A 23,805-nucleotide genomic window follows, 5' to 3' on the forward strand; every position below is an offset into this window, starting at 1 on the left:
GATAACGCGTGTCCAACTTCGCCAGCCTCGGCCTGCCCTCCGACCTCGTCGAGGTGCTTGCCGGCCTCGGGATCACCGAGCCGACGCCCATCCAGGCCGCCACCCTTCCCGACTCCCTCGCCGGCCGTGACGTGCTCGGTCGCGGGCGCACCGGCTCCGGCAAGACGTACGGCTTCCTGCTGCCCGTCATCGCCCGCCTCGCCGCCTCCGGCCGCAAGCCGCGCCGCGGTGCTCCGCGCGCCCTGATCCTGGCTCCGACCCGCGAGCTGGTCACCCAGATCGAGGCCGCGGCCGCGCCGCTGGCCAAGGCCGCCGGCCTCACCACCCGCACCGTCTTCGGCGGCGTCGGCCAGGGCCCGCAGGTCACGGCGCTGGCCAAGGGCGTCGACATCGTCATCGCCTGCCCCGGTCGCCTCGAGGACCTGATCGGGCAGAAGCACTGCACCCTGTCCGACGTCGAGATCACCGTGCTCGACGAGGCCGACCACATGGCCGACCTCGGCTTCCTGCCGGGCGTACGCCGCCTGCTCGCCGCGACCCCGAAGGACAGCCAGCGGCTGCTCTTCTCCGCGACCCTCGACAAGGCGATCGACGCGCTGGTCAAGCAGTTCCTGAGCAACCCGGTCACCCACCAGGCCGACTCCGCGCAGTCGCCGGTCGCGACCATGTCGCACCACGTGCTCCACATCGAGCGCGACCAGCGGGTCGCGATCCTCACCGACCTGGCCTCGGCGCCGGGGCGCACGGTCATCTTCACCCGCACCAAGCACGGCGCGAAGGCGCTCGCCCGCCAGCTCAACAAGAACGGCGTCCCCTCGGTCGACCTGCACGGCAACCTGTCGCAGAACGCCCGTACGCGGAACATGGACGCCTTCCACAGTGGCGAGGCGACCGCGCTGATCGCGACCGACATCGCGGCCCGTGGCATTCACGTCGACGACGTCGCGCTCGTCATCCACGCCGACCCGCCGTCCGAGCACAAGGCGTACCTGCACCGCTCGGGCCGGACCGCCCGCGCCGGCAACGAGGGCACCGTCGTCACCCTGATGACCAGCGACCAGGTCAAGGACGTCCGCGACCTCACCAAGGCCGCCGGCATCAAGCCGCAGACGACCCGCGTCGACTCGGCCTCGCACCCGATCCTGGTCAACCTCGCCCCCGGCGAGCGCACCCGTCCGGGCGGCTTCGAGCCGGCCATCAGCCAGCCCGAGCGTCGCCCCGCCGGCGAGGGCACCGGTACCCGCAAGTCGCGTCCCGGCTCGCGTGCCCGCAAGCGTCAGGCCAGCGACGGCTCCGCCCCTTCGCAGGGCGGTCGCAGTGGCGCCTCGAAGCAGGGCCAGCCCAAGCAGGGCGGCTCCGGCAACGTCGGGCAGTCCCGTCGCGGTCAGGGCCAGTCGCAGGGTGGCGCGCCGAAGTCCGGTGGCCAGGGTGGTCAGCGCCGTCGCTCCGGCGGCTCCGCGCAGGGCGGGCAGGCTGGCGGCGGGTCGCACAGCGCGGCCAGCTTCAGCTCCGGCCGTCGCTGATCCAGGCTGGGATTTAATCGCTGGCCGCAGTCGGCTGGTGATTGCTACGTTGTCCGAGCCGGACACGAGATCGAGGAGGTGAGCCCATGAAGTCAGCACTGTGGGCGCTCCTCGCGGGAGTCACGGTCGGGCGATAGGTCGTCCGGGAGCGTCCACCTCGACCTCCCGAAAGGCACGACCGTGCACCTCACCTCCGAGCGGCGTCTCGACGACACCCTCGTCGAGCGCGCCCTCACGCTGGGCGAGATCCCCGGCTTCCTCTGGACGCCGGCCTCCCCCGATGCGTCGGTCCCGCTGATCCTGCTCGGCCATCCCGGCGGGCTGGTCACGATGTACCCACGCCTGCTGGCTCGGGCCCGACAAGCGGCCGCCGACGGCTTCGCCACCGTCGCCATCGAGCTCCCCGGCAGCGGGTCGCGACCGCCGATCCCCGTACTGGATGAGGCGCGCGCCGACCTGCGTCGCGCGTTCCAGGCGGGCGGGCCGGTCCCCGACGAGGTCGTCGACCGGCTCGTCCTGCCCCTGGTCGAGCAGGCGGTCCCCGAGTGGCGGGCCGTCCTGGACGCCGCGCTGGCCCTGCCCGAGATCGGCGGGCCGGTGGGCTTCTCGGGTGGTGTCACCGCCATCGCCGTACGCCTCGCGCTGGTCGAGCCGCGTATCGCCGCGGCCGGCCTCTTCGCCGGCAGCCTGCTCCCGCGTGCCACGTTCGAGGACGCCCGTCGCCTCACCATCCCGGTGCATGTGCTGCTGCAGTGGGACGACGCAGGGAACGACCGGCAGGCGGCGCTCGACCTGTTCGATGCCTTCGGGTCCGAGGAGAAGACGCTGCTCGCCAACATGGGCGGGCACACCGGCGTGCCACCGCACGCCGGCACGGACGCCGCTCGATTCTTCGTGCGGCACCTGCATCCGGCGGACTAGGGCCGCACGACCGTGCCGGAGGGCCGAGTCGACCGTGCGAGAGGGCCGAGTCGGACGTGCCGGAGGGCCGAGTCGACTAGAGCCGCTCGACGATCGTCACGTTCGCCTGGCCGCCGCCCTCGCACATCGTCTGCAGCCCGTAGCGACCGCCGGTCCGCTCGAGCTCGGCGAGCAGCGTGGTCATCAGGCGAGCGCCGGTGGCGCCGATCGGGTGTCCCAGCGAGATGCCGCCGCCGTTGACGTTGACCTTCTCGTGCGGCGCCCCGGTCTCCTTCATCCAGGCGAGGACGACCGGCGCGAAGGCCTCGTTGCACTCGAAGAGGTCGATGTCGTCGACCGACATGCCGCTCTTGGCCAGCGCGTGCTGGGTCGCCGCGATCGGGCCGGTGAGCATCCAGACCGGGTCGTCGCCCCGTACGGAGAGGTGGTGGATCCGGGCGCGCGGCGTCAGCCCGTGCTCGGCGACGGCCCGCTCGGAGGCGATCAGCAGGGCCGCGGAGCCGTCGGAGATCTGCGAGGCGACGCCGGCGGTGATCCGCCCGCCCGGAGCCAGGGGCTGCAGCGCCGCCATCTTCTCCAGCGATGTCTCCCGTGGGCACTCATCCGTCGCGAAGACCGTCCCGTCGGGCAACGTCACCGGAGCGATCTCGCCGGTGAAGCGTCCCTCCGCGATGGCGGTGCGGGCCCGCTCGTGGGAGGCGTACGAGAACGCCTCGAGCTCCTCGCGCGACAGGTCCCATCTCCCGGCGATGAGCTCGGCACCGCGGAACTGGCTGACCTCCTCGTCGCCGTAGCGCTTGGCCCAGCCGAGCGCGCCGGAGAAGACGTTGTCGAAGCCGAACTGCTGCCCCACCAGCATCGCCGAGGAGATCGGGATGGCCGACATGTTCTGCACGCCTCCCGCCACGACCAGGTCCTGCGTCCCGGACATCACGCCCTGGGCGGCGAAGTGGACCGCCTGCTGGGCGGAGCCGCACTGCCGGTCGATGGTGACCCCCGGAACGTGCTCGGGCAGACCCGCGGAGAGCCAGGCGAGCCGTGCGATGTCGCCGGCCTGCGGGCCGATCGTGTCGCAGCAGCCGAGGATGACGTCGTCGACAGCGCCCGGGTCGACCCCGGTCCGGTCCATCAGCGCGGCCAGCGAGTGCGCACCGAGGTCGAGCGAGTGCATCGCGGCGAGCGAGCCGCCCCGCTTGCCCACGGGCGTGCGGACGGCGTCGACGATGAAGGCTTCGGGCATGTGCGTTCTCCTTAGGAGGCGATCCCGTCGAGCAGGATGGTGAGGTACTGATCGGCGACCTGGTCATGGCTGAGGTCGCCGCCGGGGCGATACCAGCGCACGGCGACCCACACCGTGTCGCGGACGAACCGGTAGGCCAGCTCGATGTCCAGGTCGGCGCGGAGCGCACCGGAGTCGATGCCCTCGCGCAGCAGCGTCATCCACACGTCGCGCGACTGCCTGTTGCGATCGGCGAGGTAGGAGAATCGCTCGAGCCGGCCGAGCTGATCGGCCTCGTTCTGGAAGATGGCGACCTCGGCGTGGTGCTCGTCGATCGCCGCGAACGAGAGGCGTACGGCGGCCTCGATCTTGGCGCGTGCCGGCTGGTCGCTCGCCAGGATCGCGTCGTAGGAGGCGAAGAGCTCGCTCTGGAAGCTCTGCAGCAGCTCGTCGACCATCGACTCCTTGGAGTCGAAGTGGTGGTACAGGCTGCCCGAGAGGATCCCGGCGGCGTCGGCGATGTCGCGCACGGTGGTGTTGCGGAAGCCCTTCTCGGCGAAGAGCTCGCCGGCGATGCGGAGCAGCTCGGTCCGGCGTGCTCCGCCGGTCGAGCCCGTCGATGCCTCAGGCGTGCTGGCTGCTGACACTGATCACTTCTCCGGTCAGGTAGGACGAGTAGTCGGACGCGAGGAAGACCATCACATTGGCCACCTCCCATGGTTCGGCGGCCCGGCCGAACGCCTCGCGCGAGGTCAGCTCCTCGAGCAGCTCGTCGGAGGTGACCTTGGCCAGGAACGGGTGCATCGCCAGCGACGGCGCTACCGCGTTGACCCGGATGCCGTACGCGGCGAAGTCCATCGCGGCGCACCGGGTCAGCGCCATCACGCCGGCCTTCGCGGCGGCGTAGTGGGCCTGGCCCTCCTGGGCGCGCCATCCGATCACCGAGGCGTTGTTCACGATCACCCCGCCCGTGCCGGCGGCCTGCATCCGCTGCCCCGCGGAGCGCACACATCGGAACGTGCCGGTCAGGCTGATGTCGATCACCCGCGACCACTGCTCGTCGGTCATCTCGAGCACGCTGGCGGTGCCGCCGAGCCCGGCGTTGTTGATCATGATGTCGACGCCGCCCCAGGCATCGGCCGCATCGAGCAGGGCGTCGACCTGGTCCTGCCGGGTCACGTCGGAGACGAGCGTCCGGACGCGGTCCGGGCCGAACTCCCCCGCCAGCGACTCCTGCGCCTCGGCGAGGCGCCGTTCGTGGGTGTCGCCGACGACCACGCCGCGGGCGCCCTCCTCGAGGGCACGGCGTACGACGGACGCACCGATCCCGGCGCCGGCTCCGGCGGTGACGACGACCACCTTGTCGCTCAGCAGGCCGTGACCGGCCACGTAGTCGGGTGCGGGATGCGCGGGGGCGGGACTCATGCGGTCACCTTCGGTTCGCGGGGCAGGCCGAGCACCCGCTCGGCCAGGATGTTCTTCTGGACCTCGTCGCTGCCGCCGTAGATCGTGTCGGCGCGGGAGAAGAGGAAGAGCCGCTGCCAGCGGTCGAGATCGCCGGCAGGGTCGGTGGCGGGGTCGGTGATCAGGCCGCCAGCGCCGACGACCCGCATCGCGACCTCGCCGAGACGACGGTGCCAGTTGGCCCAGACCAGCTTCCCGATCGAGGGGGCCTGGCCGTCGGCGAGGCCACGGACGACGTTCGCGCGCATCACCCGCAGGTCGACGTACGCCCGAGCCAGGCTGTCGGCGATCACCGGGTCGTCGATGGCACCGTTCGCACGGGCGAGGTCGAGGAGGTCGTCGAGCTCGCGGGCGAAGCCGACCTGCTGGCCGAGGGTGGAGCCACCGCGCTCGAAGCCGAGCAGCGCGGTCGCGACCCGCCAGCCGTCGCCGGGCTCCCCCACCACCAGGTCGGCCGCGGTGCGGGCCCCGGTGAAGAAGACCTCGTTGAACTCCGATCCGCCGGTGAGCTGCTCGATCGGACGGACCTCGATGCCGGGCTGGTCCATCGGCACGAGGAGGAACGACAGGCCCTCGTGCCGTGCGGTTCCCGGGGTGGTCCGGCAGAGCACGAAGATCCAGTCCGCCTCGTGCGCGAGCGAGGTCCAGATCTTCTGGCCGTCGACGACCCACTCGTCCTCACCGGAGGTCGAGCCCCCGGAGGTCGAGCCCCCGGAGGTCGAGCTTGTCGAGACCAACCGGGCCCGGGTCGACACGGACGCCAGGTCGGAGCCGGCGCCGGGCTCGGAGTAGCCCTGACACCACAGCTCGGTGACCGAGCGGATGCCGGGCAGGAAGCGGGCGCGCTGCTCGTCCGAGCCGAGCGCGATGAGGGTCGGGCCGAGCAGCTCCTCGCCGAGGTGGTTGACCCGGGCGGGGGCGTCGGCGCGGGCGTACTCCTCGTGGAAGACGACCTGCTCCTCCAGGGTCAGTCCCCGTCCGCCGTACTCCTGCGGCCAGCCGACACAGGTCCAGCCGTGCTCGGCCAGATGGCGGTTCCACGCGAGTCGCTCCGCGAACCGCTCGTGCTCGCGACCCGGCCCGCCGACGCCGCGCAGCGAGGCGAACTCGCCGCTCAGATGCTCCTCGAGCCAGGCGCGCACCTCCGCTCTCAGGGCGTCGGTGCCGGCGTGGCTCATGGAGTGTTCCTTTCCGGGTCGGTAGCCGCTACCGTAGCCTACCAAGCACTTGCTTGGGAGGTCAGTTTGATCGAAACCACTCCCGCAGCCCTCCGGGCCGCGGCCACGAAGCACGGCGACAAGGCTGCCTACGTCGAGAGCACCGCCGCCGGGAGCGACCGCGTGCTCTCCTTCGCCGAGCTGCTCGCCGAGGTGGAGGCCACCGCCGCCGGGTACGCCGCCCGCGGCGTCGCGCCCGGCGACCGGGTGTGCGTGTGGGCGCCCAACAGCATCGATTGGGTGATCGCGGCCCTCGCCACGCACTACGCCGGGGCGACGCTCGTGCCGATCAACAGCCGCTACACCGGTCACGAGGCGGCCGACATCGTCGCCCGCACCGGCGCCACGCTGGCCGTGGTCGCCGACGGCTTCCTCGGCCGCCGACAGGTCCAGGAGCTGACCGCCGGCGCCGACCTTCCCGACCTGCGCGAGATCATCGACCTGCGCGCACTCACCTCGATCCAGCGACGCGACGAGACGGCACTCATCGGCGCCCGGGCACGGGCCGACGGCGTCGGGCCCGACACGGTCGCCGACATCCTCTTCACCTCCGGCACGACCGGCCGCGCGAAGGGCGTGCTCAGCGCGCACTGCCAGACCGTCGGCGTCGCCCGCGCCTGGGGTGAGCTGGGCGGCGTCGGCGCCGCGGACCACTACCTCGTGATCAACCCGTTCTTCCACTCGTTCGGCTACAAGGTCGGCATTGTGACCGGGCTGCTCAGCGGCGCGACGCTGTACCCGGTGGCGACGTTCGACGTCGACGCCACGATGGAGCTGATCGAGCGCGCACGGATCAGCGTCCTCCCGGGCGCGCCGACCATCTATCAGTCGCTGCTGACCGCGCCCCACCGCGCCGAGCACGATCTCTCCTCGCTGCGGCTGGCCGTCACAGGTGCGGCCGTCGTGCCGACGGTGCTGATCGAGAGGATGCGTGCGGCCGCGCCCGAGGGTCTCGGCATCGACACGGTCGTCACCGCGTACGGGATGACGGAGGCGGTGGTCGCCACGATGTGCCGCGACGGCGACAGCGCCGAGACGGTCGCCACCACCTGCGGGCGGCCGATCCCGGGCATGGAGGCGCGCATCGCCGCGGTCTCGACAGGCTCGACCTCCGGGGGCTCGACCTCCGGGGGCTCGACCTCCAACGTGGCGGGCGAGCTGCTGCTGCGCGGCGCGTACGTGATGCTCGGCTACCTCGACGACCCGGAGGCGACCGCAGCGGCGATCGACGAGGACGGCTGGCTGCACACCGGCGACGTCGGCACGGTCGACGAGGACGGCAACCTCCGCATCACCGACCGCCTCAAGGACATGTACATCTCCGGCGGGTTCAACGTCTATCCGGCCGAGGTGGAGCAGACCCTGGCCCGGCTCGACGGCGTCGGCGACGTCGCGGTGATCGGCGTGCCCGACGAGCGGATGGGCGAGGTCGGGCGAGCGTACGTGGTGGTCTCGACAGGCTCGACCACCGAACGCTCGACCACCGAACGATCGACCACCGAAGGCTCGACCACGGAACGCTCGACGTGTGGGCCGAGCGAGGACGACGTCCTGGCCTTTGCGCGCGAGCGGCTGGCCAACTTCAAGGTGCCCCGATCGGTGGTCTTCGTGGACGCGCTGCCGCGCAACCCGTCGGGCAAGGTGCTGAAGAACGAATTGAGGAGCTCATGACGGGGTCTGAGTCGGAAGTCGTCACCTACGACGTACGGGACCGGGTCGCCTGGGTGACGCTGAACCGCCCGGAGTACCGCAACGCGCAGAACTCTGCCGTCACGTACGCCCTCGACGCCGCCTTCACCCGCGCGGTCGACGACGACGGCGTGGCGGTGATCGTGCTGAGCGGCAACGGCGATCACTTCTGCGCCGGCCACGACATCGGGACGCCCGGCCGCGACGTCGACGTCGAGTTCGAGCGCAAGGCCGTCATCCACTGGACCCACGTCGGACAGGAGGGCGGCGACCTGCGCTGGGCGCGCGAGTCCGAGGTCTACCTCGGCATGTGCCGGCGCTGGCGCGAGATCCCGAAGCCGATGATCGCGATGGTGCACGGCGCCTGCATCGCGGGCGGCCTGATGCTGGCCTGGTCGTGCGACTTCATCATCGCCTCGGACGATGCGTTCTTCTCCGATCCGGTGGTGCGGATGGGGATCCCGGGCGTCGAGTACTTCGCGCACCCGTGGGTGATGAACCCGCGCGCCGCCAAGGAGCTGCTCTTCACCGGGGATCGCTTCTCCGCCGTACGCGCGCAGGCGCTCGGCATGGTCAACCAGGTCGTCCCGCGCGCGGAGCTGCACGAGACCGTCGCCGCGATGGCCGGCCGGATCGCGCAGATGCCGCGCTTCGGGCTGGCGCTGACCAAGAAGGCGGTCAACCAGGCCGAGGATCTCCAGGGGATGCGGGCCGGGATGGACTCGGTCTTCGGGCTGCACCACTTCGCGCACGCGCACAACGCGGAGACCGCCACCGACCCGCTCGGCGGGCTGGACGCGAAGTCGATGGCGGCGGCGAACAAGGCGGTCTCGACGGGCTCGACCACCGGGGCCTCGACAAGCTCGACCACCGAGGTCTCGACAGGCTCGACCACCGGGGCCTCGACGGGCTCGACCACCGGGGCCTCGACAAGCTCGACCACCGAGGTCTCGACGGGCTCGACCACCGAGGTCTCGACAGGCTCGACCACCGGGGCCTCGACAAGCTCGACCACCGGGGAGGCGAGGTGAATCTCGACCTCTCGTCCGGCGAGATGGCGTTCCGCGACGAGGTGCGGGCGTGGCTGGCCGAGCACGTACCCGCCGAGCCGCTGCCGTCGATGGACACGACGGAGGGTTTCGAGGCGCACCGCGCGTGGGAGGCGACCCTGGCCGGGGCCCGGCTCTCGGTGGTGTCGTGGCCACGTGACTTCGGCGGGCGCGAGGCCTCCCTGGTCGAGTGGGTGATCTTCGAGGAGGAGTACTACCGCGCCGGTGCGCCCGGTCGGGTCTCGCAGAACGGCATCTTCCTGCTCTCCCCGATCCTGTTCGAGCACGGCACGGCCGAGCAACAGCAGCGCTACCTGCCCTCGATGGCGACCGGCGAACGGATCTGGGCGCAGTGCTGGTCCGAGCCCGGCGCGGGCTCGGATCTGGCCGCGCTGCGGTCGACGGCGACGCGGGTCTCGGCGAGCCCGACCAGCGGGCAGAGCGGATGGCTGCTCAACGGGCAGAAGACCTGGTCGTCTCGGGCGACGTACGCACACATGGGGTTCGGCCTGTTCCGGTCGGACACGAGTGCGGAGCGGCACCGCGGGCTGACGTACTTCCTCTTCCCGCTCGACGCGCCGGGGGTCACGGTGCGGCCCATCGAACAGCTCGACGGCGAGCCCGGCTTCGCGGAGGTCTTCTTCGACGACGTCTTCGTGCCGGACTCCGACGTGCTGGGTGCCGTCGGCGACGGCTGGCGGGTCGCGATGAGCACCGCCGGCAACGAGCGCGGGCTGTCGCTGCGATCGCCCGGGAGGTTCTGCGCGGCGGCGGATCGGCTCGTCGCGCTGTACGCGCGGGCGGCCGGTCTCGATACGCCGCCGCTCGTGCCTCGCGACGGCTACTCGACCAACGAGACGGTCGGTCTCGATACGCCGCCGCTCGTGCCTCGCGACGGCTACTCGACCAACGACGACGCGGGAGCCCGCGTATCGAGACCACCGGACGGCGTCGGCGATCGCGTCGCGGACGCCTGGATCCGCGCGCAGGCGTACCGGCTCTACACCTGGGGCACCGTCACCCGGCTGGCCTCGGGCGCTGACGTCGGCGCGGCCGGATCGGTGAACAAGGTCTTCTGGTCCGAGCTCGACATCGACCTGCACGAGACGGCCCTCGAGCTGCTCGACGCCGAGTCGGAGCTGGTCTCGACCTGGACCGACGGACACCTCTTCGCACTCGCCGGGCCGATCTACGCGGGCACCAACGAGATCCAGCGCAACATCGTTGCGGAGCGGATTCTGGGGCTGCCCAAGGAGGCGCGGGGATGAGGTTCGAGCCGACCGCGGACCAGCGCGACTTCCGGGCCGCTCTCGACGATCTGCTCGCCTCCGCCGACACGGTCTCGGCGGCACGGGCCTGGGCCGAGGGTGAGCACGCGCCCGGCCTGGGCGTCTGGAAGCGGCTCGCCGACCTGGGCGTCAACGGGTTGCTCGTCGAGGGCGGGACGCACGCCGACCTCGCGGTGGCGCACGAGGCCCTCGGCTTCCACCTCGCGGTGGGACCGTGGATCGAGGCGGCGGCGCTGTCGCCATCGCACGGCGATCGGATCGCGGCCGGCGAGCTGCTGACGGTCGCGGCGCCCGGGGTCAGTTTCGCCCTCGACGCGGATGTGGCGGATCTGGTCGACGGTACGGCCGGCGAGCGACTCGAGTCGGTCGATGCCACCCGCCGGTTGTTCCGGGTCTCGACAGGCTCGACCTCCGGGGGCGGCTCCGAGTCCGGGGGCGGCTCCGAGTCCGGCGCGCGCACACCTCGACCGACGGCCACCGCAGACTTCGACGTCGCCGCCCTGGCGTGTGCCGCGCAGCTCCTCGGTGCCGGCGAGCGGGTGCTGGCCGACACGGTCGCCTACGTCCAGCAGCGCCAGCAGTTCGGGCGTGCGATCGGCTCGTTCCAGGCGGTGAAGCACCAGCTCGCCGACGTACGGATCGGGCTCGACTTCGCCCAGCCGCTGGTCCTCGGTGCGGCGCTGGCCGTCGCGGCGGGCTCGACCACCGCCGGACGCGACGTGTCGGCGGCGAAGGCGTACGCCTCGGATGCCGCATGGAAGGCGGCCCGCACGGCGCTCCAGCTGCACGGCGCGGTCGGCTACACCCGCGAGCTCGACCTCGGCCTGTGGATCCTGCGCATCAGAGCGCTCTGCGCGGCGTGGGGCACGCCGTCCTTCCACCGCGCTCGGGTGCTCGAGAGCCTGGTGCAACCATGACCCGGATCCGCCGTATAAAGAGGGATACGGTCCGCGCCGACCTGCGATGTAGTGGTCTTTATAGGGCGCCTATAAAGACCACTACATGTCGCCGCCGGTCGGCTATGTATCCCTCCGTATACGGCCGAATCTCCCTACGCCCGCGAGGAGCCGGCCGATGACCCCCGAGCAGGATGCCCTCCTGGATGCGGTGCGCAGTCTGCTGGAGAAGCGCGCGGACAGCGCGGCGGTGCGGCGGTGCGGCGGGTTCGACGCCGAGCTGTGGCGCACGCTCGCCGAGCAGATCGGCGTCGCGGCGCTGCCGATCGCCGAGGAGCACGGCGGCGCGGGCGCGAGCATCGTCGAGTCCTCGGCGGTCCTCGAGGAGGTCGGCTACCACCTGGCGCCGGTGCCGCTGCTGAGCAGCCTGATCGCCGCGTACGCCACCGACGACCCCGGCCTCCTGGAGCGGATCGCCGCCGGCGAGGTCTGTGCGGCGGTGACGACGCCCGGCGCTCCGGTGCTCGACGCGCCGGACGCCACCGTGGTCCTCGAGGTCAGCGCCGACGAGACCCGGCTGATCAAGGGTGCCGTCGTCACCGCCACACCCGCGATGGATCCCACCCTCCGCCTCGGGACCGTCGACCTGACGACCTCGACGCAGACGCCGGTGTCCGGCGACCCGCAACGCGCCCGCGACGCCGCGCTCATCGGGCTCACCGCCCTCTCGGCCGGGTGCGCACGGCGGGGGCTCGACATGACCGTCGCCTACAGCAAGCAGCGCGAGCAGTTCGACCGCGCGATCGGCTCCTTCCAGGCACTCAAGCACCGGATGGCCGACATGCTGGTCCTGGTCGAGACCACCACCTCAGCGGCCCGGGCGGCCGCCGCCGGGGAGATCGAGCCGGCCGTCGCGGCCGCGTACGCGAAGGAGGCGGTCGCCCAGGTCGCGGCCGAGGTGATCCAGCTGCACGGCGGCATCGCGATCACCTGGGAGCACGACGCCCACCTCGTCTTCAAGCGCGCGCATGCGCTGGGCCAGCTCTTCGGGCAGGCCCACGAGCTGCGCCGCGACCTGCTCGATCCGCAACGCGCGAAGGCCTACTCCGCGAGCCGGTGATACGCGGAGCGGAAGAAGAGCAGCGGCAGATCCGACGGGCCGTGCTCCATCGCCTGCACCCGGCCGATCACCACGTAGTGGTCACCGGCCTCATGCACCGCGTGAATGGTGCAGTCGATCCACGCCAGGCAGCCGGCGAGCCGCGGCGCGCCCGTGCCCGATGCGGGCTCCCACACGACGTCGGCGTACTTGTCGACGCCCTTCGCCGCGAACTGGTTCGACAGCGCCTCCTGGTCCGAGGCGAGGAGGTTGACGGTGAAGTGTCCGGTCGTCCGGATCACCGGCCACGCGCGCGACGTCCTGGCCGGCAGGAACATCACCAGCGGCGGGTCGAGCGACACCGAGGAGAACGACTGGCACGTCATCCCGACCGGGCCCTCGCCCGTCATGGCCGTCACCACGGTCACGCCCGAGGCGAAGCGACCCAGCACGTCGCGGAAGTGGCGCGCGTCCTCGGGATCGACGTGCGCGTCCTCCGCGACGGCGGAGAAGTCGAAGCTGCCGAGGAAGGAGTCGATCAGCTCGCGCGGCGGCCAGGTCGTCGCCGCGTCCGGGGAGACCCCCTCCGGCACACCCCCATCGGCGGCAGGGCGATCAGCACTCACGTTGACCGACTGTAGCGAGGCCATCGGAGTCGCCCTACGACTGTCCGAACTCGTGGCCCCAGTACGAGACCGCCGTCGACTCCCGCGCCACCCACCGGCCGTCGTCGACGGTCAGCCCGTCGGTGCCGAACTCCACGTCGAACCCGCCCGGGGACCTCACGTAGAACGAGACCATCTCGTCGTTCATGTGCCGACCGAGCGTCGCGGACAGTGGCGCCTTGTGCTTGCGGACCCGTTCCAGCGCGCGACCCACGTCGTCGAGCTCGTCGACCTCGAGCATGATGTGGACGCACTTGCTGGGATTCGGCATCGGCAGGAAGGCCAGCGAGTGGTGTCGCGGGTTGACCCCGAGGAAGCGCAGCCAGATCTTCGAGCCGGGCTCCTTGCCGACGAACTCCCCGGGCATGCTCATCGAGTCGCGCAGCCGGAAGCCGAGTACCTCGGTATAGAACCGCAGCGCCTCCACGTCGTCGAGCACCGGCAGCACGATGTGGCCCATGCCCTGCTCGGCGGTGACGAAGCGGGCGGCGTACGGGGTGACGACGGGGCGGCGCTCGTACGCGATGCCGTGGAAGAGCTCGAAGACGTTGTCCCACGGATCGCGGAAGCGGATCAGCTCCTGCACCCGACGCTCCTCGACCTCGTCGCGCGTTCCCTCCTCGAACTCGACGCCGGCCTTGGTGAGGTGCTCGCGGGCATCCTGGAGCGCCTGGTGGTCGGCGAGCTCCCACCCGGAGCAGGCCAGCTCGTCGCGCTCACCGGGCACGACGACCAGCCGCGCCCAGACCTGGTCGATGCGGAAGCACAGCTGGTCGGCCGGCCCCTTCGCCTCGGCCAGACCGAGCACCCTGCCGGCGAAGGTCCGCCACGCCTCGAGGTCGGTCGCGCTGACCCGGACGTAGCCCATCGAGCGGACGTCGATCGTCATGCCTCTCCTCCGGAGGTCGAGCCTGTCGAGACCCCCACGGACGTCGACCCCCCGGAGGTCGAGCCTGTCGAGACCCCCACGGACGTCGACCCCCCGGAGGTCGAGCCTGTCGAGACCCCCACGGACGTCGACCCCCCGGAGGTCGAGCCTGTCGAGACCCCCACGGAGGTCGACCCCCCGGAGGTCGAGCCTGTCGAGACCCGCTCCATATGCCGACTCAGGAAGCCCGTCGCCACCGCGGCGAACTCCTCGGCCGCCTCGATCTGCGCCCAGTGCCCGCAGTTCGCGAACACGTGCAGCTGCGCCTTCCGGATCAGCTTGAGTGCGGCGAACGCGCCGTCGAGCGGGTTGACCCGGTCCTCACGGCCCCAGGTCAGCAGGGTGTGCTGGCGCAGCCGGTGGGCCTCGCGCCAGAGCATGCCGTCCTCGGCGGTCTCGGGGTTCCAGAAGGACATCCCCATCGACCGCATCGCCTCCAGCGAACCGGGCGCTGTGGCGTCCGCGTACCGCTCCTCGACGAGCTCGTCGGTGACGAGACTCTGGTCGACGACCATGGTCGAGATGAAGGCCCGCAGCGCCTCGCGCGACGGGTTCGCCGAGAAGTCCATCAGCCGCTGCACTCCCTCGGTCGGATCGGCGTGGAACAGGTTGAGCGAGAGCCCTCCGGGGCCCATCAGGACCAGGCGCCCGACCCGCTCGGGATAGCTCAGCGCGAACCGCATCGCGGTGCCACCTCCGAGCGAGTTCCCGAGCAGGTGGATCCGCTCGACGCCGAGCTCGTCGAGCAGCGCGGCGATGTGGTCGGCGGCGAAGCGGTAGTAGTTGCCCACCACCGCCGGCTTGTCGGAGCCGCCGAAGCCGGGCTGGTCGATCAGCAGGGTGCGGAACGAGTCGGCGAAGTGCGGCAGTGCCCGCCCGAAGTTCGACCACGCCGATGCGCCGGGCCCACCGCCGTGCAGCATCACCAGCGGCAACCCACCACCAACGGAGGTCGAGCCTGTGGAGTTCGGGCCTGTGGAGTTCGGGCCTGTCGAGACCGCCCCGGTGTCGTAGTACTGCAGCGTCAGATCACCCGCCTTCGCGGATCGTTGCAGCTCCTCGCGTCGCATCAGTACATCCCCGGGTCGACGTTGTGCCCGAACTCGGAGGCGCCGTACATCTGCAGTGCCCGCTCGGGGTCGTTCGCGGCGTGCACCCGGCCGGCGTGGGCGTCGCGCCAGGCACGCTGCAGCGGTGTTCCGGTGGCCAGGGCACGCCCGCCGGAGGCCTCGAACAGCGAGTCGATGGCGTCGATCGCGCGCTGGGTGCCGAGCACCTGGTCGCGCCGGATCCGGAGCCGCTGTGAGATCGGGATCCTCTCCCCGCGCGCGACATAGGCCTGCTGCTCGCGGATGTTGTTCATCAGCAGTGCCCAGGCGGCGTCGATCTCCGAGCCGGCCGTAGCGACCCGTACGGCCGCGAACGGGTCGAGCGAGGCCTTCTCGCCGTACGACGCCCGGATCCGGCCCTGCTGCATCGTCACGTGCTCCGCGTAGGCACCCGAGGCCATCCCGATGATCGGGGTGGTGATCGTGGTGGTGAACAGCGAATGGAACTGCAGCTTGTAGAGGTCGCCGGTGTTGACCTCCTGGCCGGGGCCCTTGCAGCGGCCCGTCTCCCCCATCGAGAGGGTGAACTCCGCCGGGATGAAGGTCTCGGCCACCACGATGTCGTTGGAGCCGGTGCCGGCCAGCCCGACGACGTTCCAGACGTCGACGATCTCGTACTTGTCGCGCGGCACCAGGAACGTACGGAAGTCGACCATGGCGCCCTCGGTGTCGAAGACCAGACCGCCGAGCAGGACCCAGGAGGCGTGCGCGCAGCCCGACGAGAAGCTCCAGCGGCCCGAGAGGCTGAAGCCGCCGTCGGTGACGACGGCCTTGCCCATCGGGGCGTACGAGGAGCTGACCCGCACGGTGTCGTCGTCGCCCCAGACCGCCCGTTGGGCGGCGTCGTCGAAGAGCGCGATCTGCCACGGGTGCACGCCCAGCACGCTGGAGACCCAGCCGGTCGATCCGCAGGCCGAGGCGATGTCGCGCACGGCGGTGTAGAAGTCGATCGGGTCGGCCTCGTACCCGCCGTACCGCTTCGGCTGGAGCAGGCGGAAGAACCCGGTCTCCTCCAGCTCCTTGACCGACGCCTCGGGCACCGCCCGCAGCCGCTCGGCCTCGTCGGCGCGCTCCCGGAAGGTCGGGAGGAGATCGCGCACGCCCGCCAGTACCTGCTGCGCCGGTTCTTGGGACCCCATGGACTCCGTCATGCCGCCAGACTAGAACAGGTTCTACTTTTCTGCTAGAACCTTCTTCATGGAGTACGACGTCGTCGTGGTCGGTGCCGGTGGTGCCGGCATGACCGCCGCCTTGGCCGCAGCACGCCGGCACGGACTGAGCACCGTGGTGGTGGAGAAGACCGCCTGGTTCGGCGGGTCGACGTCCCGCTCGGGCGGTGGCGTCTGGGTTCCGGGCAACTATGCCCTGCGTGCGGCCGGCCAGGTGGACCCCGATGACGACGCGCGCGCGAAGGAGTACCTGCAGGCCATCGTCGGCGATGTCGTCCCGGCGGTGAGCCGCGAGACCTACGTCGACCGCGGTGCCGAGGTGCTCGACTTCGTCCGCGACCAGACGCCGGTGCGGCTGCAGTGGGTCCCGGACTATGCCGACTACCAGCCCGAGCAGCCCGGCGGCCGCGTCGCGGGCCGCAGCTGCGAGCCGGTGCCGATGGACGCCCGCTTCCTCGGCGAGGAGCTCGACCGCCTGCACCCGCCCTACACGAAGGCGCCCGCCAACCTGATCGTCACGCAGGCCGACTTCCGCAAGATCAGCCTCGGCATGCGCACGATCCGCGGACCGCTCACGATGCTCAAGGTCGCGCTGGCCCGGTTCGTCGCCGGCCTGCGCGGGCGCAGGATGTACGCGATGGGCGCCGCGCTCGCCATCGGGCTGCGCCAGGGCCTGATCGAGGCGGGCGTGCCGATCCGGTACGAGAGCGAGCTGGTCGATCTGCTCGTCGACGGCGGCCGGGTCGTGGGCGTCATCGTCGAGGTCTCGACAGGCTCGACCACCGTGCGCGAGGAGATCCATGCCCGGCGGGGCGTGATCCTCGGCAGCGGAGGCTTCGAGCGCAACCTGGAGATGCGGGAGAAGCACCAGCCCGCGCCCCAGGACACCGACTGGACCACGGGTGCGCTGGGCAACACCGGCGGCGGCATCCTGGCGGGGATCGCCGCCGGTGCGGACACGGCTCTGATGGACGAGGCCTGGTGGGGCCCGACCATCCCGCTGCCCGGCCGCCCGTGGTTCTGCCTGGCCGAGCGCAACCTGCCGGGCTCCCTCATCGTCAACAGCGCCGGCGAGCGCTTCATGAACGAGGCGCTCCCCTACGTCGAGGCCGTCCACGAGATCCAGAAGGGCGAGGCTGCGTTCCAGGGCGGGCAGGGGGTCAGCCACGTACCGGCCTGGCTGGTCTTCGACCAGCGCTACCGCAACCGCTATCTCTTCGCCGGGCTCGGCCCGCGCCAGCCGTTCCCGGGCCGGTGGTTCAAGGAGGGCGTGGTGGTGAAGGGCGCGACCATGGCCGAGGTCGCCGAGCAGATCGGCGCGCCGGCGGCGAGCCTGCAGGCCACGGTCGAGCGGTTCAACGGCTTCGCGGCCACGGGCGTGGATGAGGACTTCCACCGCGGCGAGAGCGCGTACGACAAGTACTACTCGGACCCGACCGTGAAGCCGAACTGCTCATTGCACACCGTCGACCAGGCGCCGTTCTACGCGGTGAGGCTCGTGCCCGGCGACCTCGGCACCAAGGGCGGGCTGGTCACCGACGAGCACGCCCGGGTGCTGCGCCCTGATGGCTCCGCCATCGCCGGCCTCTACGCCGCCGGCAACGCGTCCGCAGCCGTGATGGGACGCACCTACGCCGGCCCCGGCGCGACCATCGGCCCCGCGATGGTGTTCGGCTACCTGGCGGCCGAGGACATCGCCGCCGGTGGTCTCGATACGCCCTCGCCCAGAGGCTCGGGCTACTCGACCCACGACACCGGTGGTCGAGTAGCGAGCACCAGCGAGCGTATCGAGACCCACGACACCGGTGGTCGAGTAGCGAGCGCTAGCGAGCGTATCGAGACCCACGACACCGGTGGTCGAGTAGCGAGCGCTAGCGAGCGTATCGAGACCCAGGAGAGCTGATGCCCATCGACCCCGCCGTCGCGATCGGCGCCGCGCTGCCGGACCGTACGTTCTCCTGGTCCGCGAGCGATGTCCTGCTCTACCACCTCGCGATCGGTGCTGGCGCACGTGCGGGCGACAACCTGGACCCGGCCGTGCTGCGCTACACCTACGACGGCGACGATCTGCAGGTGCTGCCGTCGTTCGGCGTGGTGGCGCCGGGCTTCCACGAGACCGAGCCGCCGGTGGTGTCCTTCCCGGGCTGCGAGATCGACCTGGCCTCCGTGGTGCACGGGTCGCAGGAGATCCGGGTGCACGTGCCGATCCCGACCACCGGCACCGCGACACTCACGACCCGGATCACCGACATCTGGGACAAGGGCAAGGCCGCGGTGATCTGGCAGGAAGGCACCGCACGCGCCGAGGACGGCACCGCCCTGTGGACCGTCCGCTCGTCGATCTTCGCGCGCGGCGAGGGCGGCTTCGGCGGCTCCCGTGGCGAGTCGAGCTCCCTCGCGGCGCCCGAGCGCGCGCCCGACCTCGAGTCGGTCTATGCGGTGACGCCGCAGCAGGCCCTGCTCTATCGGCTGTGCGGTGACCGCAACCCGCTGCACGCCTCACCCGCGTTCGCCCGGGGCGCCGGCTTCCCGGCGCCGATCCTGCACGGGCTGTGCACGTGGGGCATCACGCTGCGCGAGGTGAGCGACGGGCTGCTCGGCGGTGACGCGTCCCGGGTCGCGAGCTGGCGGGCGCGTTTCGCCGGTGTCGTCTTCCCCGGGGAGTCGCTGCGGGTCCGCGGCTGGCGCACCGAGGTCGGCATCGCGGTCACGGCCACGATCGTCGGCGGCGAGCGCGACGGCGCCCCGGCTCTGGCCGATGCCCTGGTGGAGGTGGACGCGTGAGCGCCGATCTCCCGGCCACCGTCCCGGTCGCTGAGGTCACCGCATGGTCCGACGAGGTCGACGTCGTCGTGGTCGGCTTCGGCATCGCCGGCGGCTGCGCGGCCCTCGAGGCGGCCCGCGCCGGGGCGCGGGTGCTGCTCATCGAGCGTGCGGCCACGTACGGCGGAACGAGCGCGATGGCCGGCGGGCACTTCTACCTCGGCGGCGGCACCGCTGTGCAGCGCGCCAGCGGGATCGAGGACTCGGCCGAGCAGATGGCGGCGTACCTCACCGCCGTCTCCCGCGAGCCCGAGGCGGACAAGATCCGCGCCTACTGCGACGACAGCGTCGAGCACTTCGACTGGCTCGAGGCGCTCGGGTTCGCGTTCGAGCGCTCCTACTACCCCGAGAAAGCGGTGATCCAGCCCGGCACCGAGGGGCTGATGTACACCGGCAACGAGTTGGTCTGGCCGTTCCGCGAGCAGGCCAGGCCCGCCCCGCGCGGGCACAAGGTGCCGGTCCCGGGCGACACCGGCGGCGCCCGGATCGTGCTCGATCGACTCGACGAGCGGCTCGCCGAGACCAGCGCCGAGATCCGGTACGAGACCGGCGCGACCCAGCTCGTCGTCTCGGCCGCGGGTGACGTGGTCGGCGTCGGCTGGCGCCGCTTCGAGGACCGCGGCTTCATCCGCGCACGGGTCGTGATCCTCGCCGCGGGCGGCTTCGTCGGCAACGCCGAGATGCTCGCCGAGCACGTGCCGACCCTGAGCGAGTCCCTGCGCTCGGGGACCTTCTTCCCGCTGGCCTCGACCTACGACGACGGGCTCGGCCTGCGCCTGGGCGCATCGGCCGGCGGCGCCTGGAGGTTCATGGACCAGCCGTTCCAGACCGCACCGTTCTACCCGCCGTCGAAGCTGCTCAAGGGCATCATCGTCAATCGCCTGGGCAGACGTTTCGTGGCCGAGGACAGCTACCACGCCCGTACGTCGGCGTTCGTGCTCGAGCAGCCCGACGCGGCCGCCTACCTCATCGTCGACTCCGAGCACGTCGAGCACCCGTCGTTCCCGCTGTGCCCGTTCCTGGACGGCTACGAGACGATCGAGGAGATGGCAGCCGGCATCGGCGTACCGGCCGACGCGCTGGCCGAGACGCTGACGTCGTACAACAAGCACGCCGCCGCCGGCGACGACCCCGACTTCCGCAAGGGCAGCGAGTGGCTGGCCCCGCAGGACAAGGCGCCATGGGGCGTCTTCGACCTACGCCTGGGCAAGGCGATGTACGCCGGCTTCACCATGGGTGGGCTGGCCTGCACCCTCGACGGCCAGGTCCGGCGCGAGGACGGCTCCGTGATCGGCGGGCTCTACGCCGGCGGCGCGTGCGCGGCCAACCTCGCGCAGGACGCGAAGGGGTACGCCAGCGGTCTCCAGCTCGGCGACGGCTCCTACTTCGGCCGCCGAGCCGGGCGCCACGCTGCATCCCGTTGAGTCATCGCGGGTACCGGTCCTGGTCGGCCCGCACCCCGCGGGCCTGTGGGAAGGGAGTCGCCATGATCATCCTCGGCTTGGTCCTGCTGATCCTCGGGGCGGTGCTCAGCGTGCCGATCCTGTGGACGCTCGGCATCATCCTCGTCATCGTGGGAGCCGTGCTGTGGATCGCCGGCTCGGCGGGCCGTCAGATCGGTCCACGCGCGCACTATTGGTGACCGACCCTGAAGCACCCGACGCGGCGGCGAGGCGAGAGCCTCGCCGCCGCGTCGTCGTCCGCGCGGATCCGATCAGGCGCTCAGCGTCGGGTAGTCGGTGTAGCCGGCCTCGTCGCCGCCGTAGAAGGTCGCCGGGATCGGCTCGTTCAGCGAGGCACCGGCGCGCAGCCGTTCCGGCAGGTCCGGGTTCGCGATGAACGGCCGGCCGAAGGCGGCCGCGTCGATCAGGTCCAGCCCGACCAGGCGCTCGGCCTTCTCCAGCGAGTACGCGCCGGCGCCGAAGAGGGCACCGTCGTACGCCGCGCGCAGCTCCTTGCGGAAGTCATCCTGCAGGGCCGGGCCGCCCGCCCAGTCGGGCTCGGAGACGTGCAGGAACGCCAGCCCGCGCCGGGAGAGCTCACCGGCGAGGTACAGCGCCATCGGCAGGTCGTCCTCGTCGAGACCGTTGAAGGAGCCCTGTGGCGAGATCCGGATGCCGGTGCGGTCGGCCGACCACGCGCCGATCACGGCGTCGACGACCTCGAGCGCGAACCGCGCCCGGTTCTCCTGCGAGCCGCCGTACGCGTCCTCGCGGTGGTTGCTCGCCGCCCCGAGGAACTGGTGGATCAGGTAGCCGTGGGCACCGTGGATCTCGACGAGGTCGAAGCCGGCCTCGCGGGCGTTGCGGGTGGCGCGCACGTAGTCCTCGACGGTGGCGGCGATCTCCTCGGTGCTCAGCGCCCGCGGCGTGGGTGAGTCGGCGCGCTCCGGCAGGCCGTTCGCGCCCTTGAGGCTGGCCCGGCTGCGGTAGGTGTTCGCCGAGGAGGAGACCGGAAGCTCGCCGCCCACCAGGTCGGGGTGCGAGACCCGGCCGACGTGCCACAGCTGCGCGGCGATCCGGCCGCCCTCCGCGTGGACGGCGTCCGTGACCAGCCGCCAGCCCTCGACCTGCTCGTCGCTGTAGATGCCGGGCGTATCCATGTTGCCCTTGCCGATCGGCGAGATCTGGGTGCCCTCGGAGACGATGAGGCCGGCGCCGGCGCGCTGGCGGTAGTACTCCGCCATCAGCTGGTTCGGCACGTCGCCGGGGTCGGTGGCGCGCATACGGGTCAGCGGCGCCATCAGCACGCGGTTGGGCAGCGTGATCGCGCCGACGGACAGGGGCTCGAAGAGAGTGCTGGTCACGCCGGGCTCCAACCGGGGCGGTCGTCGATTGATTCCGGAATGCGTGCGATGACACAGCGGTTGGTCCGTACGTGAGCGATGGACCGGAGCTGAGCGACTTCGCCCGCGAGCGGTTCAGCCCGCTCGCCTTCGACGAGCACCACGCCATCGGTACGGACGAGGTCGACGCGCTACTCGCCGCGGCGAGCCGTGCTCCGTCCGCGGGCAACTCGCAGCCGTGGGCGTTCGTGGTCGGGGTGCGCGGCGATGCGGTGCACCAGCGGCTGGTGCGGCACCTGGCCCGTAGCTCGTCGCGGTGGGCGCCGACCGCGAGCCTGCTGGTCGCGAACCTGTCGCGCCAGCTCGTCGACGGCAGCGACCTGGAGTACTCCGAGTTCGCCCGCTACGACCTGGGCCAGGCGGTGGCGCACCTGAGCTTCGAGGCGCACGCCCTCGGCCTCGCGGTCCACCAGTTCCGTGCCTTCGACCGTGACGCCGTCGCCGGCGAGTTCGGGGTCCCGGACGCATGGGAGGTCACCACGATGGCGGCGATCGGCGTGCCGGCCGCCGGCGCCGAGGAGCTCACCGGTGCCGGCACGAGCCGCGACCGGCTGCCGCTCGAGGAGATCCGCTGGCCGGTGACCGCGAGCGACTGAGCCCGCGTTCACCGCGGCGGCGTCATCGCCCAGCGGATCGTGCCGGTGGTCAGGGTGCCGAGCGCCCGCACCACGGTGCGCTCGGTGACCGGCAGCCACGGCAGCCGCAGCGGGCGGCGGGTCCACCGCGGCATCAGGCCGACCGCGGCCGCCGCCAGCACGGCGTACGGCACCCGCTCGGCCAGTCCCAGCGGCGGCCGGAGCAGCACGTAGCCGACCGCCTCGCGGGCCTCGGGCGTGGAGCGCAGCTCGGGCCGGAACGCCGCCAGGCGACGCCCGAGCTCACGCTCGGTCAAGGGTGGGTCCGGCACGCCCAGGCGCCGGGCCACCTCGGCGGTCTGGGCGACGTACTGGTCCCGCTCGGCGGCGTCCAGCGGCCGAGCGCCGTAGGTCTGATGCGCTCTCAGGAAGCTGTCGATCTCGGCGAGATGCACCCACTCGAGCAGGTGCGGGTCGTCGGCGCGGTACGGCGTGCCGTCCGGCATCGTGCCGTGCACGTGCCGATGGATCCGCCGCACCACCTCGATCGCCGCCTCGGCGTCCTCGACATGCCCGAAGGTGGTGGTCGCGATGAAGGTGCTGGTCCGGGCGAGGCGGCCGAGCATGTCGCCGCGGTAGCCCGAGTGCTCGGAGACCGCCCGCATCGCGGCCGGGTGCAGCGACTGGAGCAACAGGGCACGCAGTCCACCGATGAACATCGAGGCATCGCCGTGCACCCGCCAGATCGGGGTGCCGGGCTCGGCGAGGCGTGGCCCCTCGCGACCGTGGATCCGCTCGCGCTGACGCGGACCGTCCGGGCCGGCGATCCGGTCGAAGATGACGGCGCCGGCCGCGCTGCGCACCCGGGTCAGGAGCACTTCAGGTCGTCGCCGAGGTCGGTGAGGAGGGTGGACGCGCTGGCCTTGACGGTCGTGAGGGCGACGCTCAGCTCGGTCAGGCTGCGGACGTTCGTGAGTCCCTTGACCTCGTCCTGCAGCTCCTGGATCTGCGGCTGACGCTTGTCCCGTTCGTCCGCGCTGAGGTCGGAGACGGCGTCGCTGAGGGCCGTGACCTTGGTGCGTACGTCACTGAGCTGGTCGCGGGCGTCGCCGAGGTTGCCGGCCTTGACGTCGTCGACGACCTTCTGCATCGACGTGGAGAGGTCGGCGCGCGCGGAACAGGCACGAGCGGTGGCGGAGTCGTCGTCCCCGCTGCTGCCGTTGTCGCTGCCGCAGGCACCCAGGCCCACGGCGAGCGCGGCGGCGACCGGGATCAGGAGCGGCGAGCGCGTCGCGGTCATGCTTCGAGTCTTGCACAGCGAGCGC

22 protein-coding genes and 1 pseudogene are annotated in these 23,805 nt (G+C 71.7%); 12 read left to right on the forward strand and 11 right to left on the reverse strand.

The window, feature by feature from the left end:
- The first annotated feature begins 8 nt into the window (after positions 1-8).
- Entirely contained in the window at positions 9-1,523 is a 1,515-nt protein-coding gene (locus tag ACZ5L9_RS19080) for a DEAD/DEAH box helicase (protein ID WP_464530995.1), read from the forward strand.
- A gap of 180 nt (positions 1,524-1,703) precedes the next feature.
- Positions 1,704-2,444 carry a dienelactone hydrolase family protein gene (locus ACZ5L9_RS19085; RefSeq protein ID WP_464530997.1) on the forward strand — a complete coding sequence of 247 codons (741 nt, stop codon included), beginning with the start codon at positions 1,704-1,706 and terminating at the stop codon, positions 2,442-2,444.
- A 76-nt stretch (positions 2,445-2,520) separates the two neighbouring features.
- On the opposite strand, the gene ACZ5L9_RS19090 is transcribed toward ACZ5L9_RS19085, so the two are convergent.
- Genes ACZ5L9_RS19090 through ACZ5L9_RS19105 form a run of 4 tightly spaced genes read right to left on the reverse strand, consistent with a single transcriptional unit; the run spans position 2,521 to position 6,305 of the window.
- The gene (locus ACZ5L9_RS19090; RefSeq protein ID WP_464531001.1) at positions 2,521-3,684 is read right to left on the reverse strand and encodes an acetyl-CoA C-acetyltransferase; all 1,164 of its coding nucleotides are present in this window, start codon (positions 3,682-3,684) and stop codon (positions 2,521-2,523) included.
- An 11-nt stretch (positions 3,685-3,695) separates the two neighbouring features.
- Complete coding sequence (locus ACZ5L9_RS19095) at positions 3,696-4,310, reverse strand: TetR/AcrR family transcriptional regulator (protein WP_464531003.1); 615 nt, start codon at positions 4,308-4,310, stop codon at positions 3,696-3,698.
- The gene (locus ACZ5L9_RS19100; protein ID WP_464531007.1) at positions 4,288-5,088 is read right to left on the reverse strand and encodes an SDR family oxidoreductase; all 801 of its coding nucleotides are present in this window, start codon (positions 5,086-5,088) and stop codon (positions 4,288-4,290) included. The genes ACZ5L9_RS19095 and ACZ5L9_RS19100 overlap by 23 nt, the downstream gene beginning before the upstream one ends.
- Positions 5,085-6,305, reverse strand: a complete 1,221-nt coding sequence (locus tag ACZ5L9_RS19105; protein ID WP_464531009.1) for an acyl-CoA dehydrogenase family protein — start codon at positions 6,303-6,305, stop codon at positions 5,085-5,087. The genes ACZ5L9_RS19100 and ACZ5L9_RS19105 overlap by 4 nt, the downstream gene beginning before the upstream one ends.
- A 66-nt stretch (positions 6,306-6,371) precedes the next feature.
- Here ACZ5L9_RS19105 and ACZ5L9_RS19110 point away from each other — a divergent pair, with 66 nt between their 5' ends.
- The 5 genes from ACZ5L9_RS19110 to ACZ5L9_RS19130 all read left to right on the forward strand — a co-directional run bounded on the left by ACZ5L9_RS19110 (position 6,372) and on the right by ACZ5L9_RS19130 (position 12,387).
- On the forward strand, positions 6,372-8,015 hold the full coding sequence (locus ACZ5L9_RS19110; RefSeq protein ID WP_464531013.1) for an AMP-binding protein: 1,644 nt from the start codon (positions 6,372-6,374) through the stop codon (positions 8,013-8,015).
- Positions 8,012-9,064 (forward strand): enoyl-CoA hydratase, encoded by a 1,053-nt coding sequence (locus ACZ5L9_RS19115; protein WP_464531015.1) that lies wholly within the window; start codon positions 8,012-8,014, stop codon positions 9,062-9,064. Before ACZ5L9_RS19110 ends, ACZ5L9_RS19115 begins: the two co-directional genes overlap by 4 nt.
- The gene (locus ACZ5L9_RS19120; protein WP_464531022.1) at positions 9,061-10,350 is read left to right on the forward strand and encodes an acyl-CoA dehydrogenase family protein; all 1,290 of its coding nucleotides are present in this window, start codon (positions 9,061-9,063) and stop codon (positions 10,348-10,350) included. The genes ACZ5L9_RS19115 and ACZ5L9_RS19120 overlap by 4 nt, the downstream gene beginning before the upstream one ends.
- Positions 10,347-11,288 (forward strand): acyl-CoA dehydrogenase family protein, encoded by a 942-nt coding sequence (locus ACZ5L9_RS19125; protein ID WP_464531025.1) that lies wholly within the window; start codon positions 10,347-10,349, stop codon positions 11,286-11,288. Before ACZ5L9_RS19120 ends, ACZ5L9_RS19125 begins: the two co-directional genes overlap by 4 nt.
- Before the next feature lie 157 nt (positions 11,289-11,445).
- A complete protein-coding gene (locus ACZ5L9_RS19130) occupies positions 11,446-12,387 on the forward strand; it encodes an acyl-CoA dehydrogenase family protein (RefSeq protein ID WP_464531028.1) in 942 nt (313 codons plus the stop codon).
- Here ACZ5L9_RS19130 and ACZ5L9_RS19135 read toward each other — a convergent pair.
- Genes ACZ5L9_RS19135 through hsaA form a run of 4 tightly spaced genes read right to left on the reverse strand, consistent with a single transcriptional unit; the run spans position 12,369 to position 16,219 of the window.
- Positions 12,369-12,992: a flavin reductase family protein gene (locus tag ACZ5L9_RS19135; RefSeq protein ID WP_464531033.1), complete on the reverse strand. Its 624-nt coding sequence runs from the start codon at positions 12,990-12,992 to the stop codon at positions 12,369-12,371. The genes ACZ5L9_RS19130 and ACZ5L9_RS19135 overlap by 19 nt on opposite strands.
- A 34-nt stretch (positions 12,993-13,026) precedes the next feature.
- Entirely contained in the window at positions 13,027-13,920 is an 894-nt protein-coding gene (hsaC, locus tag ACZ5L9_RS19140; protein WP_464531037.1) for an iron-dependent extradiol dioxygenase HsaC, read from the reverse strand.
- Positions 13,917-15,029, reverse strand: a complete 1,113-nt coding sequence (gene hsaD, locus ACZ5L9_RS19145; protein WP_464531040.1) for a 4,5:9,10-diseco-3-hydroxy-5,9,17-trioxoandrosta-1(10),2-diene-4-oate hydrolase — start codon at positions 15,027-15,029, stop codon at positions 13,917-13,919. The genes hsaC and hsaD overlap by 4 nt, the downstream gene beginning before the upstream one ends.
- Positions 15,029-16,219, reverse strand: coding sequence for a 3-hydroxy-9,10-secoandrosta-1,3,5(10)-triene-9,17-dione monooxygenase oxygenase subunit (gene hsaA / locus ACZ5L9_RS19150; RefSeq protein WP_464531043.1), 1,191 nt, complete (start codon positions 16,217-16,219; stop codon positions 15,029-15,031). Before hsaA ends, hsaD begins: the two co-directional genes overlap by 1 nt.
- A gap of 34 nt (positions 16,220-16,253) precedes the next feature.
- Between hsaA and kstD the strand changes: the two are divergent.
- The 4 genes and pseudogenes from kstD to ACZ5L9_RS19170 all read left to right on the forward strand — a co-directional run.
- Positions 16,254-18,140: pseudogene (gene kstD / locus ACZ5L9_RS19155) on the forward strand (3-oxosteroid 1-dehydrogenase); the annotation flags it as partial.
- A complete protein-coding gene (locus ACZ5L9_RS19160; RefSeq protein ID WP_464531047.1) occupies positions 18,140-19,021 on the forward strand; it encodes a MaoC/PaaZ C-terminal domain-containing protein in 882 nt (293 codons plus the stop codon). The pseudogene kstD and the gene ACZ5L9_RS19160, both read left to right, overlap by 1 nt.
- Positions 19,018-20,484 (forward strand): FAD-binding protein, encoded by a 1,467-nt coding sequence (locus ACZ5L9_RS19165; RefSeq protein ID WP_464531049.1) that lies wholly within the window; start codon positions 19,018-19,020, stop codon positions 20,482-20,484. The genes ACZ5L9_RS19160 and ACZ5L9_RS19165 overlap by 4 nt, the downstream gene beginning before the upstream one ends.
- 62 nt (positions 20,485-20,546) lie before the next feature.
- Entirely contained in the window at positions 20,547-20,702 is a 156-nt protein-coding gene (locus ACZ5L9_RS19170; RefSeq protein WP_464531052.1) for a hypothetical protein, read from the forward strand.
- Positions 20,703-20,774: 72 nt separating this feature from the next.
- Here the strand turns inward: ACZ5L9_RS19170 and nemA are convergent, their stop codons facing one another.
- Positions 20,775-21,866, reverse strand: coding sequence for an N-ethylmaleimide reductase (gene nemA / locus ACZ5L9_RS19175; protein WP_464531055.1), 1,092 nt, complete (start codon positions 21,864-21,866; stop codon positions 20,775-20,777).
- A gap of 71 nt (positions 21,867-21,937) precedes the next feature.
- Here nemA and ACZ5L9_RS19180 point away from each other — a divergent pair, with 71 nt between their 5' ends.
- Entirely contained in the window at positions 21,938-22,501 is a 564-nt protein-coding gene (locus ACZ5L9_RS19180) for a nitroreductase family protein (RefSeq protein ID WP_464531059.1), read from the forward strand.
- An 8-nt stretch (positions 22,502-22,509) separates the two neighbouring features.
- On the opposite strand, the gene ACZ5L9_RS19185 is transcribed toward ACZ5L9_RS19180, so the two are convergent.
- Both ACZ5L9_RS19185 and ACZ5L9_RS19190 read right to left on the reverse strand, forming a co-directional pair.
- Entirely contained in the window at positions 22,510-23,358 is an 849-nt protein-coding gene (locus ACZ5L9_RS19185; protein WP_464531063.1) for an oxygenase MpaB family protein, read from the reverse strand.
- Positions 23,349-23,780 (reverse strand): hypothetical protein, encoded by a 432-nt coding sequence (locus ACZ5L9_RS19190; protein WP_464531066.1) that lies wholly within the window; start codon positions 23,778-23,780, stop codon positions 23,349-23,351. The genes ACZ5L9_RS19185 and ACZ5L9_RS19190 overlap by 10 nt, the downstream gene beginning before the upstream one ends.
- Positions 23,781-23,805 lie beyond the last annotated feature (25 nt).

Source organism: Nocardioides sp. JCM 18998 (genome assembly GCF_055391535.1).